Raw genomic sequence first — 13,354 nt, 5'->3', positions numbered from 1 at the left:
GGCTACTCCTTGTGGTCAGTTACGAAATGATGCCGAAATAACTTAAATCCACATGCACTGTCCCTGTATACTGTTGCAAATCCGCATTCCAATTCAGTTGGTTGAGCTGTGGAACTGCAAGGTTTTCAAGCAGCGGCAAAAGCTGCCCCTGTCCGTCTTCCATCATCAAATCAACGCCTTCTGCCATCCGCCTCACCAAAGGAAGCGGTGCTTGCGAGATAAAAGCCGCACAATCCTCACTCGCCGTTGGCATTGGACGAAAAACATGCGTGCTCTGTAGGTGCAGCAAAAAACCCGGCTTTGGGCTAATTGTGTACACCCAGAATACCCGGCGGGGCAGAATGGAAAACCGCAGGCATGCAGGCTTGCTTCTATTTGCCAGTGGCATACGCAAGACGGCGACAGGCGGTTGGCCAAAGGCACTGCCAAAGTATTTTTTCCGTCCGTCAGCCACTTCTTTACGCCGCTCCGGGCTGTAGGCGATGACCTGTGGTATTGCTTCTTTTTCCCCCTCATCCGCAATATGAAACAATAAAAGTTCACGGCCTGGGGCAAATACTGGGACGTCGCTTGCGCGTATAAAATAGGGATCACTGCAAAACAGGTAACATTCCAGAAATTGGCTTGAATTGGCGTCAGTTCGCTCCATTTCGCAGGGGGGGGGCGCATATGCAGCTTCACCCCATATGGTCAGACACCCGCCGCTCAACTTCAGACGCAGGCGTTGCTGTGCAAGAAAATACTCACTTGCCGCGCTGGGCAGAATTTGCCAGAGCGCAAAGTTAGTACTTGGGTGTTCAATGCACACAGAGAGAAATGCAGCGTACTCCACTACGTGCCTCCTTTCCTGAATGCAGCGTCAATTTCCTTAACAATTGGAGCTGCGCCTTTTTTCGCTCTGAAGCGCAGAGAACGCAGCTTGTAAAACATGAAGGGGATGGAATCGTCCATAAAAGGATTCCAAGTTTGCAGTTGCTGCACCAGGGGGAAAAAATACGGTTCAATATGCATGGTATGTTCCGGCAGGTTCAAACCCGGAAAGTCCGTGCGTGTAACGGAACTGGTCTCTTGGAAGCAAGACAGGGCACCAGAGAGATGGTGCAGGCTTTCGCCATAGTCCGCAAAAACGGAATACAGCATGAAAACAATGTTGGCGTCCAATGACATGCCCTGCGGTATATCGCTTTGTAAGCATGTCTCCTGTTCCAGGCCGATAAACATCAGGCCCAGATAATTTCTTTGCCCTTCAATTCCTTTACCGGGGCAGGTGATATGCACAAGCTGCTCCCCGTTGGGGCGGGTTCCCACCCGCCGCCGCAAAGTATCGCGCACCGCGCAAAGAGCACTATGAATCATCGTTTACACCTGTGTTTCACGTTAAGAAAGCATTGCAAGCACTTTATGAAAAGAGAAATTGTACCGCTTATCCGATCAAAACCGTAGGGCACCCAAACACTATACTGCCGCCGTGCGCCGTGGCATCGCCCATACGAGCAGCGGGCAGGCCGCCTATAAGTACTGTAGCGCTGCCCTGGACGATTGTATCCGGAGGCCCAACGCACACAGCCATATCACCTACTCGCGCGGCAGGAAGAGACCCTATTAATACCGTAGGGCAGCCCGGCGGCAGAATTGGCCCGCCCACATGGGGTATGGGGGGAAGCGCCGGGGTTTGCATGGGGCAGACGTGCATGTCGCTTATTCGTGCTGCTGGGGGCATAGAAACTCCTGTTACCCTGACAGGCGCAATACGAGAGGGTTACCCCGCCCCGTATTGCGCACGGTGGCCTTTAAAACTCATACTTCAACTGCAAGCTCCCGGTCACGCCTTCACGCATTCCGGTATAGCCCTGCACGCCCAGGTCGGCGGAAAACGCGCTGTTTGCCACAGGCTTGAAGCTGATACCCAGCTCGCCGATGCCTGTGCTGCCCTTGAGGCTGGGGGAATCTGTGCCGCGTCCGTTAACGGTGGCGCGGGCTTCGCTGTCGAACTCATATTCCCAGGCCGCGCCCATGTACGGGGTGAACTCGGCCCCGGAATCGGTACCTACCGTGTAGTTGAAACGCGCCCCATTACGCCAGCGTTGCGAATCGCTGGCTTTGAAGCGGACGGAATCGCCCAGCATGGTCACGCTGTCGCTGTTCTGGTGCGTCCACAGGTATTTGGTGGAAAAATCCAGGCTGGCGGCATCGTTCAACTGCCACACATAGCCAAGGCCAGCGTGCGCCCCGTAGTAGGCCGCGCCGGAATCGTACGAGGCGTGGGTTCCGCCATTCTGGCCGAAGTCGTTGCTGGAAAAGTCCGTGCTGGCGTACCCGGCCCGCAGGGAAGCTTCGGTATACAGGCCTGCAAGGCTGCCCTGTGTCAGGTCGTACCGGGCCAGAATGCCGCCGCCGTAATAACTGGTGTCGCCGTCGCCCTTGACTGTGGCAACATTATTGAAATTGTTGTAGCTGTTGTAACTGCCCCAGCCCGCTTCAAAGAACGCGCCCAGCAGCAAGCCGCCGGAAGGCAGTTCATTACGCCAGCCAATGCCTGTGAGCAGAGAATAGCCGTCTACATCCACATGGCTGCCGGTGTTATAGCGCATGCTGCCGCCGCTCATGGCACCGAACCCGGCCACGGCGCTTTGTCCGCCCGCACCGCCACCTTGTCCGCCCCTGCCGCCCCTAGTGGAAGTCGCCGCCAAGGCGCTGCCCATGCCCTGGCCTGCCGCCAAATCCGCACCCTGGGTCACAAAAGCCATGCCCCCGGCGCGGCCTTCGGAAATCGCCTTGGTTTGCGGGTTGTCGCCGATGGAAGCCACTTGGGCCACCAACTGGTTGGGGGTGGTGGAAAGCGTGAAGTCATACAGCAGGGAAATACCCTGCATGCCCTGGCCATTAGCCGTGGTGTTCAGGTTGCTGTTGGTTGTCAGGGTTGCGGCGTCAATAAGCACAATTTTGTCACCCACTTGCAATGGAGAAGATCCACCCGCAATACCCACGTTTACAGAAGAAGACTGTCCCGCGCTATTGGTCAGGTCGGCTGTGCCAGCCACTGTGAGTAGTGTGGTGTTGGCTGCCGCAGTGGAAGGCACATAAAAATTGAGGTACTGGAAATTCTTGAGGTCCCCACCAATGTGTAACCCTTGGGCCATCACGTTCAAGGTGTTGCCGGTGAAAACATCTGTATAAACTTCATTGGAATAGCCGCCGTAAATATTCCCGCTAAACGTGCCACCGCTGAGGGTGACCGTGTTGCCCGTGGTGTCCAAGCCCATTTGGGTACGGCCCCCGTAAACATTTTCGGCAAACGACCCGCCGCTGATACTGACCGAGTTGCCCCTGGCCGTGCCATTAACGGCATAGCCGCCCATAATTTCGACGCCAAACGTGCCGCCGCTGATGCTGACGCTGTTGCCCGTGGCCGCGCCCTTGGTGGAAATCCCACCTATAACCCCCCAGCCGGAGAGGTTTTTGTTGAAAGTGCCACCGGCGATTTCGACACTATTATAGTCAGCATTGCCGGTGCCGCCGGCTGACCCGCCAAAAACGTCATTGGTAATTGTGCCGGTATAGCCGCTTCCAATATGCACCTCGTTGTTGCGGGCAAAGCCTGGGCCGCCGGTGGCGTTAACGCTACGGCCGCCGTAAACGCCAGAGGTGATGCTTGCGTTGCCGCCGCTGATGGTGACGATGTTGCCCACGGTATTGCCCAACGCTGCCTTACCGCCGGTAACATTCGTGATTTTTCCACTACCAGCGAAGTTTACGATATTGCCCGAGGCGGTTCCATAGCCTGCTTGCACATATCCGCCGTAAATATAAGTAGGGCCAGTATTAATAAACGTGGTTCCGCTGTTGATGTTTAGCGTGTTGTTGTTGCTGTTGGCAGAGCCGTCATTGTGGCTGGGAGCTTGCCCGCCGGAAATTGTTGTGGGTGAGATATTGTTAATGTCCAGGCCATTGGTGCCATCGCCGAGGGTGAGCGTGTTGCCGCTGGCGTCTGCGTCGGTGGGCGCTGTCCCATCCCCGCTGTTGCCGTAAAGGTTGGTGTGTGTCCCGCTGGTAATCGTGCTGGTTGCGGCCAGTGCGCCGTTGGGCGCAACAAGGCCCCAGGTTAAAAAGCAGATTGCGAGAAAATGCGGGACGAAGCGGGGCAGAAAGGCCAGCCCGCGCGGGTGTGAAAAGCACCCCTGCCGCAAGGCGCAGGCAGAAAGAACGATACGACATGAACACAGCAAACGGGAATATGATTTCATACGCGGGCTCCTTGTGCTATTGTTAGGCAGTAAGAATGTAAAAACCGAAAACAATTTCATACACAGGCGCCTGGCGACTATGGTGAAAGGGACAATAAGGCACACAGTCAAAGCACAAACCCAAAAGCGAGAAAGTCGTTTGTGCATGCTCACCCCCGTATGCAAGTGTGGTTTGCAAAAAATACAAAAATTCTTCTATTCTACGACATATTTTGAATAAAAAAGCAATGACAACAATTGTTGCAATTTAGCCTAAAGATTTGATTTTTAAGTATATATTTTTTTATCTTTTTTTCGTCACGGGCATAAATTCTTGTCATCTCCTTTCGGGGTACACGAGTTTTTTATATTTTTACATCAGGTGCTCTACTAACTGTCCTGCTGGGTTGCCATTCTCCTTCAGCTCAACGCTATAAGGCAAAACCCATGCATTTGCGGAATTGAACGGGGCAAACAATGCCCCGCTCTACGCTGTACGATAGGGAAGCACTGATTAAATGGTATTTTGGAAACGCGCAGTTATTTCGTTTGGCAAGGCGCGAGCTTTTTTTGAAACAGGAGTGACAATTCCGCAGGAAAGCGGAATTGGGAGCCGTCCAAAGGGCGGGAGCCGAAGGCCGAGGCCCAGGACGGGCCGAGTCAACTCTTCCGTCCTCGACTGTTTCAAAATAGCCGACGGCAGTCGCGAGCTTAGCGAGCCGTGGAGCGATGCGGCGGGGCGAAGGCGGCTTTGCCGCCGAAGCATGCACCCCGCCGCAAGAGCGGAAGAATGTTAAGCAACGCCGCCAAACGGAATAAATCAGCGTTTCCTTAAAACTCATACTTCAACTGAAAATTCCCGCTCACCCCTTCACGCACGCCTGTGTAGGCCTGCATGCCAACATTCAGGCCAAAGGGGCTTTTGGGCGCAGGCTTATAGCCTATGCCAATTTCCCCAACCCCTGTGCCGCCTTTAAGGGTGGGGGCGTCGATGCTCAGCCCGTACGTGCTGGCGCTGGCCTTGCCGTCAAATTCATGTTCATAGGCCGCCCCAATAAATGGAGTGAAGCGCATGCCCGACTTTGTATCAAAATCATAGCTGAAGCGTGCGCCGTTTCTCCAGCGGTGTGAATTTACAGCATCAAATTTTATGGGGTCGCCTGCTACCGTTACGCTATCGCCTTCCTGATGTGTCCAAATATACTTGGTGGAAAAGTCCAGCGAGGCTTTTTCCGACAGTTGCCACACATAGCCAAGCCCCAGGTGCGCGCCGTAGTAAGCAGAGCTGGAATCGTACTCTGCCGTGACAGGGCCGTAAAAATCTTCAAAGTCGTTACTGGTAAAGTCTGTGCTTACATAGCCTGCCCTTATTGAAGCCTCGGTATAAAGCCCGTTGAAAAGTCCTTCCGTAAGGCTGTAGCGGGCCAAAAGGCCGCCGCCGTAATATTCGGTGTCGCCGCTGCCATTAATGGAAGCCCTGCCCGAAAAGCTGTTGTATGAATCGTAGTTGCCCCAGCCTGCTTCAAAAAAACCACCCAAAACCAGAGAATTTTGGCCCAGCGGGGCATTCCAGGCAAGGCCGGTCATAAGTGAAAATCCGTCAACATCTACATGGCTGCCTGTTTCGTATTCAGAACTACCGGCACTCATAGCACCAAAAGAGGATAAATTACCCGCTCCCACCGCATTCGCACTGCTTAAAGCACTGCCCATACCTTGTCCCGCCGCTAAATCCGCCCCTTGGTTTATAAAGGCGACGCCGGAAACAATACCCTCAGCAAGGGCTTTGGTTTGGGGGTTTACGCTGACGCCAGCCACTGTGGCAGTAATACTAGACCAATCATTGTCACCAGCAACATTCATATCATACAACAGGCTTATGCCCTTGGTTGCCACTACGCTGTAGGGCTCAAATTCACCTCTGATTTCGGTAGCTTCTAACAAGGTGTATTTATCGCCTATGTTCGGCATTGTGCCACCGCTGGCTATGCCCAGCCTATCTACTGTAGCTATTCGGCTAGAGTCGTGCTCGTCTGTTAAATCGATGATATCAGTTGCTGTAAGCATTGGCTTATCAGACCAAGTATTAGGCAGTAAAAAACGATACTTCTGGAAGGAGTCGATTTGGTAAACAGAACTGGCTATAGGGTTAAGCACCCATAAGGTATTGCCGGTAAATTGGTCGACGTCGCCAGTGGAAGACTGGCTCTTCCCACCGGATAAGGAGACATCTGTCAAAATCGGAGCGCCGGAAAGGAATACCTGATTGTTTATAGCGTTGCCAGTACCGCTCCACCCGCCGCCGACATCTCTGTTAAACGTACCACCGCTAATGTGTACCGTGTTGTTGTAGGCGTCGCCAGACACGCTCTGCCCGCCGATGACATAGCCTTCAATCGTACCACCGCTGATGTGTACCGTGTTGGCGTAGGCGTTGCCAGAACCGCTCCACCCGCCGTAGACCTCCCCGGCAATAGTACCACCGCTGATGTTTACTGTGTTGTTGTAGGCGTCGCCAGAACCGCTCCACCCGCCGTAGACAAAGTCCATCGTACCAGCTTTGATGTTTACCGTGTTGGCGTAGGCGTTGCCAGAACCGCTCCACCCGCCGTAGACCTCCCCGGCAATAGTACCACCGCTGATGTTTACTGTGTTGTTGTAGGCGTCGCCAGAACCGCTTTCAACATTCCCGCCGAGGACCCATCCATTAATCGTACCACCGCTGATGTTTACCGTGTTACCGTAGGCGTTGCCAGAACCACTTTCAACCCATCCGCCGAAGACAGTGCTCGTAATCGTACCACCGCTGATGTTTACCGTGTTACCGTAGGCGTTGCCAGAATTGCTCCACCCGCCGTAGACAAAGTCCATCGTACCAGCTTTGATGTTTACCGTGTTGTTATACACGCTGTTATTTTCGCTCAGCCCACCAAAAACGGTATCGGGGTTGATGTTACCTCCCCCAGTGGTAAAATCAACATTTACCGTATTGCCACTGGCACCAGGGTTTTCTGTTGTGCCTGGATAGAGAACGTCTGTAATAGTTCTTCCCCACAGCCAAGTGGGATTATTTTGTAAGCCTTTACCAGTAGCGGCGGCTGTGTCGTCATAAGTTATGGTTTCTGCCTTTGCTGACTCAAGTTCTAAGATTGGCGAAAGGCTTATTAAACCTACACTAAGACAACACACAACTGTTTTAAACAAGCATTTGTCATGTTTTTTCATCATTACACTCCTTTTATGTTGAACGTGTTAGTAAAAGACATTATGAGGGCTTTGCCTGCCATTGGGTTTGGGGCCACTGCTGGTAAGGCCGCGCATGCCCAGTACGCTGGCGGCGGCGTTGAACGGCACCATTTCTTACACAGTCAAAAATACAAAAATTCTTCTATTCTACGCCATATTTTTACGTAAAAAGCAATAACAACAATTGTTGCAATTTAGCCTAACAGTTTGGTTTTTCAGTATATGTTTTTTTATGTTTTTTTTCGCTACGGGCATGGAACATTGTCATCCTGATAGGTACAGGCCATGCGCCCCAGTTCCTGGCGGTTCACCGCACCGCATTTTTTGAGCATGCGGCTGATATAGGGCCGCACGGTGCTTTCTTTAATGCCAAGAGTTTGGGTAATTTCCTGGCTGGAAGCATCTTGGCAGAGCAATTCCAGAATGCGTATTTCGCGCGGGGGTAAGCTGTGCTGTGCCGCAAAAGCGGCAATGCGGCTGGCCAAGGCCTGGCTGGAGGGCGTATTTTCGTGCTGGGGGGTGTTTTGCACGTTCACCTTTGGCAATGCTGGCAAGGGGAAGGCCTCGCGCAGCAGGGGAAAAAGCGCCAGAACCATAACGCCACAAAGGCACAACAGCACTCCCTGTGAAAGTGGCAAATGGGGCGCTATGTACGCGGCAACCATACCGCCCGGCACAAAAACGCTGGAAGTTAGCCATACGGCACATGAAGTGCTGACCGGGCGCATGGTGTGGGGTGCATAGGCAAAGCAGACAAGCGTGCCGGAAAAAACCAGGGTTTGGTGCGCCGCAGAAAACAGGGTGTAGAGCACTTGTTGCAGTACAGATTCCGCCTGTGCCACAAAAAACAGGGGAATACCCAGAAAAATGACGGCAGCAAGGAACAGGGTGGTTTTAAGGCGTATTGCCCCGCTATACAAAAACAAGCCAAGGGCGCTGAACAACAGCGCCAGAACCAGGTGCATAAGGCCGGGGTACTGGCCATACACATTAAGCCGTGAAACAAACAGGTTGCCCGCAAGGCCGTTCATGAAAAAAAGCCCGGCCAGGGGCAGCAAAAACAGCCAGGGAAAACGCACGGGCAGGGGGGCATCTGCCCACAGCACTTCATGCGTGGCAGGGGCAAGGCTTTTTGTGTGTGCGAAGATATGTTTTTCCGGCAGGCATTCCGGGTGCCAGGGGGTTCTGGTTGCCAGCAAATACACCAGCACAGCTATGCCCAGCGCCAGTATGGCCCGCAAGATGTTCAGCAAAAGCTGGTAATGGCGCACGGCCAGCACCGCCATGCCCGGCTCTGCACTGAGCGAAGGGCTGACCAAAGGCGCAAGCAGCATCCACCACAGGTGCCCGCTGCCTATGCCCAGGCCGTACAGCAGCATTTGCAAGCGTGGTGGTACACGGCTGCGGAAAAAATGCAGACCCACCGGAAGAAACAGTGCCCATAAAAAAATTTGTGCGAGATTCAGCACGGGAATACCCGCGCCCTGCCGCTCCAGAATATGCGCCCACGGGCTGATGCAGGCTGGTAAAATGAGCAGAGCCGACAAGGCAACAATGCGTTTTTTTGCGGCGGGAACGCGCCCAAAAACAGCCCCGGCACGGTCTGCCGCCTGGGCACTACGCCGTATGTACCAGTCCCCCAACAGAGCGGTTAGGAAAAAAGCCGCATAATACAACGCCATACTCACCGGGAAATTACCCATGGGCACGCCGCGCAACTGGTAGGTCACCGCACTGACGTTAAACAGGGCAAAACACAGTGCCAAAAGCACAAAGGCAAAAATATGTCCATGCCGTGTCATCATAGTGAACAACCATGTATTGACTGTTATCGAAGCAGGGAAATTTCCCCAACTACCCTGCAACACGGTGCAGTATGCAATGGCCTCAGCTTGTAGGGAAACGCTGATTTATTCCGTTTGGCGGCGTTATTTCGCTTTTTCTGAAACAGTCGAGGACAGAAGAGTCCACTCCTGCTTCAAAAAAAGCTCATGCCTTGCCAAACGAAATAACTGCGCGTTTCCAAAAACTATTTAATCAGTGCTTCCCTAGAGCACATGGGCAGCGCAGTACTGCCAGAAAGCAAAAGCGCAACCCCTATAAAAAATAGAGGTTGCGCTTTATGTAGCACGGGTAAAAAAAATCCGTACTAGGGAAATACTAGGGAAACGCTGATTTATTCCGTTTGGCGACTTTCTTCCGCTTGGGCTTCGTTGAGATGAACAGCCAGCAAAGCTGTCTGTTCCCTCCGCCCTCGCTCCACGGCTCGCTAACGCTCGCGACTGCCGTCGGCTTTAGGGTTTTTTGAAACAGTCGAGGACAGAAGAGTTGACTCGGCCCGTCCTGGGCCTCGGCCTTCGGCTCCCGCCCTGCGGGCAGTTCCCAATTCTGCTTTCCTGCAGAATGGTCACTCCTGCTTCAAAAAAAGCTAGCGCCTTGCCAAACAAAATAACTGCGCGTTTCCCAAACGCCATTTAATCAGTGCTTCCCTCGGATTTTACACCTTTATAAAAAAACGAAAAAAAACATCATTTGGCTAAAAGATGGGCATGGTTTGCGTTGTAACAGGCAGCGGTATTGTGCAAAAACATCAATTTTTCTCCTTCACCCACTGCGCAAAAACCCACAGCACATCCCGCCGTTTTTTGATGCCTGTTTTATGAAGAATGTTACTGATATGAAACTCTATGCCCTTGGCAGATATGCTCATGCCTTCTGCCATTGCCCTGGTGTTCTTGGCCTGAAGAATATGTAAAAGCACGGCACTTTCTTTTTCTGTCAGTGCATAGAATGCGGCAAAGGCATGCAGCTTGTGCATGTCCAGCACAGTGGTGGGTGCTTCGGCATGGTGCTGTGCTTGGTTTGTACGCTGCATGCTTCTGCGCCGCATGGCGGCCTCTACCCGTGCCAACAGTTCTTCCGGGTGAAAGGGTTTGGTTATGTAATCGTCACCGCCATTTGCCAGGCCGCGTACCAAATGCTCACGCTCTGTTTTGGCTGTAAGGAACAGAATATGCGCCCCTGTGCGCAGGGGCAGGCCGCGAATTTCTGCGCAAAAGTCCAGGCCGTTGCCATCTGGCAGCATCACGTCCAGCAGGATAATGTCTGCCTTGTTGGCCGCAAGCCAGGTTCTGGCCGCTGCCAGCGTGTGCGCCGGGTGTACTGCATACTCCAGCATGGCCAGGGCACGGGCGTTGTTGGCGCACAGTTCTGCGTTATCTTCCACCAGCAGGATAGTACCTTTCTTGTTCATATTCATTCTCCTGCCTATTTTGGGGGACGCTGTCCCCCAAGCCCCCAGCCAGGGGGACTTACGAGTCATATCCACTTTCACTTCGCTCAAGATGGACGGCCCCTGAACCCGCATTCTCGTCAGTTGTTTCTGCGTAGCAGAAACAACTGACGGAAAGGGGATCAAAGGGATTCAGTCCCTTTGCGGGGTTTGGGGCAGAGCCCCAAGATTCGTATTCTCCGGCAGCGTCACAGTGACGGTGGTGCCCTTGCGGCTGGCAATGTGTATGGTGCCGCCGTGGGCTTCCACAATTTCCTTGCAGATGGCAAGGCCAAGGCCTGCGCCGCCCAGGGCATCTTTCACCCCGCGTTCAAAAATATGCGGCAGCAAATCCGGCGCAATGCCGCTGCCTGTATCGGCAATGGTCACGGTGATGATGCCGTTTTTTCTGGCTGCCTGAATGGTAATGTGCCCTTGTTCTGTATGGTTTTTGGCATTCTGCATAAGGTTGAACACCACCTGGGTGAGCTCTTCCGGGTTGGCGCAAACCCATAATTCTTCGTTCAGGCGCAAGTGCAGGGCCACGCCTTCACGATGCAGAAGTGGGCAGTAGAGCCTGGCCACCTGCTGGATAAGTTCCGCACAATCAAGGGGTATTCGGCTGGCCATGCTGTTGCCATGCAAGGTCATTTTTTGCATGCTGTCTATTAAATCGGCCACACGCTGCGCTTCGGCAACTATTTTATCCAGGTCGGCAGCGGTTGCTGCATCTGTGCCCTTGCGCTTCAGGCTCATGGAAACAAGCCCGGCGTAACTTGCCAGCACTGCCAGTGGGGTGCGGGCCTCGTGCGAAATGGTGGCCATAAGCTCGGTTTTCATGCGGTTGATGCGTTCCAGCGTAGTGTTTTCCTGGGCCAGTTTCTGCTCGGCCCGTTGGGCTGCAAAAAGCTGCCTGTCCACAATAAGGTTGACCTTGCCGGAAAACCAGTGCGTTGCCAAAGTAAAAACCAACAACCCGGCACCAATGCTCACCACCGTCTGGATGATGAATATTTGCATGATACTTTTGTACTGCTCACTGGTGATATCTGCCCCTGCCATGCCCAACAATTGGCCGGTATCTTTATGGAGTATAGGCTGGTAAGCGCTGAGGCGTTGCCCATAGGCGGTGCGCTCAAATGCTTCACCAATGGTAGGGGCAAGGGTATTATAGGCAATGCGCTCCGCCGGGGTAATGGTGTCTTGCACGCCCGGTGCGGTGTATACCGGGCTTGAAGGGTTTTCACCGCCAAGAACATACATAATGGCATCTTCGCCCGCCCGGCTGGTGGTGTACAAATACTGCACATGCTGCTTGTTGACGTTTTTAATCTGCATCAGCAGCGCTTTGGTGCGGCGGTAATAGTCGCTTTGCGTATCCATGTTCTGCAAAAAGGCGGCGTAGCCTTCGGAATCTTCCGCAATAACCGTGGCCACGGTGGCGGCCAGAGCCTGGCATTTAAGCGCCAGTTGATTTTTAAGCTGCCCGGCGGCAAGGGAATAGGCAATAATACCGCCAGCCAGAATGACCACGGCAAACAGGCCCAGCAAAAGCTGAAAATGGCGCAATATGTTTTTATTATGGCCCAGCATGCTGCAAACCTCTTAATGGTGCCGGTGAGCTGTTCAGGCTGGGAACATGGCAGCAGAATGCCATAATTTGCCATGACAACCCGCAGGGCAAGACAGACTCTGGCCTGCACGGGCTTCCCGGCAGAGGAAGGCAATAATGGCATGCAGTACACGCCGCAATGTTTGATATTACAATATAGCCCATAGGATTACATAGCATAAACATGGCAATACTGGCAAATGCAAGAGAATGGCAGTGTCGATTTTTTGTTGCTCTATTGCCGGAGAGAGTGCTTGTGTTTTAAGTAGCGTGTTTTGCTTGGCACCGGGTAGGGCATCTGCATGCAAGCCATGTGCTTTACGGCGTTCTATTTGCGGCACTTGTGTACTTTTTTAGCATAATGCAAGCTATTTCTTAACGGATTTAAAAAGACACGGTAAGCCCCCTAGGACGAATAAGGCGCCCCGCCCCCAAGTTATTGCGTGGGTCAGGACAGGACTGGAAGGAGGATACCTAAAAAGGTAGGCCCATTTCCTTTGTCCTCTCCTCTCGTTTCAGCATAGCCGATGATTAAAACAAAGCACACTGCAAACAGATTGAGTCAAATATCCACGCTGATTCTGTGCTAACCCTGTGCTAACCACAGCCTTCTATCTACCATTTCCCCGCCCTGACCCCACAAAATTCTTTCACACCCCATTACGCAAGTGGTTAGCAATAGGTTAGCACAGCACGAAAAAAGGCACCTACGTTTTTACACGTAAGTGCCTGAATTTACTATTGGCGTCCCCAAGGGGATTTGAACCCCTGTCGACGCCGTGAAAGGGCATAGCTGCACCATTGTGAGACAATGATTTCGTAGTGTTAGCATACATGCACAGACACGAAACGACATCCAGATGCACCCCGAACTAACCCCACCGCTAACCCCATATGCGCCCCTGCACTCCGCATTATAACCTTACGAAGTCCCCCATCAAAGATGGCTCATTCTTATGCAACTTATAAAATGTTCACCACTTATACCAGATAAAAAAGTGT

General features: G+C 52.9%; 8 protein-coding genes and 1 tRNA gene. All 9 read right to left on the bottom strand.

The genetic code is table 11. The features are described from left to right. Positions 1-19: 19 nt before the first annotated feature. Positions 20-832: a hypothetical protein gene (locus tag G497_RS0106715; protein WP_027187579.1), complete on the bottom strand. Its 813-nt coding sequence runs from the start codon at positions 830-832 to the stop codon at positions 20-22. Then, positions 832-1,356 (bottom strand): Pvc16 family protein, encoded by a 525-nt coding sequence (locus G497_RS0106710; protein ID WP_027187578.1) that lies wholly within the window; start codon positions 1,354-1,356, stop codon positions 832-834. The genes G497_RS0106715 and G497_RS0106710 overlap by 1 nt, the downstream gene beginning before the upstream one ends. 67 nt (positions 1,357-1,423) lie before the next feature. Further along, positions 1,424-1,678, bottom strand: a complete 255-nt coding sequence (locus G497_RS0106705) for a PAAR domain-containing protein (protein ID WP_245576361.1) — start codon at positions 1,676-1,678, stop codon at positions 1,424-1,426. A 112-nt stretch (positions 1,679-1,790) separates the two neighbouring features. Continuing rightward, entirely contained in the window at positions 1,791-4,244 is a 2,454-nt protein-coding gene (locus tag G497_RS17110; protein WP_051257913.1) for an autotransporter domain-containing protein, read from the bottom strand. 810 nt (positions 4,245-5,054) lie between these two features. Then, a complete protein-coding gene (locus G497_RS19790; protein ID WP_084516069.1) occupies positions 5,055-7,451 on the bottom strand; it encodes an autotransporter outer membrane beta-barrel domain-containing protein in 2,397 nt (798 codons plus the stop codon). 263 nt (positions 7,452-7,714) lie between these two features. Continuing rightward, positions 7,715-9,274, bottom strand: coding sequence for a helix-turn-helix domain-containing protein (locus tag G497_RS0106680; protein WP_027187574.1), 1,560 nt, complete (start codon positions 9,272-9,274; stop codon positions 7,715-7,717). Positions 9,275-10,059: 785 nt separating this feature from the next. Then, entirely contained in the window at positions 10,060-10,722 is a 663-nt protein-coding gene (locus tag G497_RS17105) for a response regulator transcription factor (RefSeq protein ID WP_051257911.1), read from the bottom strand. A gap of 171 nt (positions 10,723-10,893) precedes the next feature. After that, complete coding sequence (locus G497_RS0106670) at positions 10,894-12,333, bottom strand: sensor histidine kinase (protein ID WP_027187573.1); 1,440 nt, start codon at positions 12,331-12,333, stop codon at positions 10,894-10,896. 761 nt (positions 12,334-13,094) lie between these two features. Then, positions 13,095-13,165: transfer RNA gene (locus tag G497_RS20090), tRNA-Glu, on the bottom strand. Between the last annotated feature and the right edge of the window lie 189 nt (positions 13,166-13,354).

The sequence above is a fragment of the Desulfovibrio cuneatus DSM 11391 genome, assembly GCF_000430005.1.
GTDB classification, from domain to species: Bacteria; Desulfobacterota; Desulfovibrionia; order Desulfovibrionales; family Desulfovibrionaceae; genus Frigididesulfovibrio; species Frigididesulfovibrio cuneatus.
Note: the sequence above shows the minus strand (reverse complement) of the source record. Positions and strands in the feature narration are given on the sequence as shown.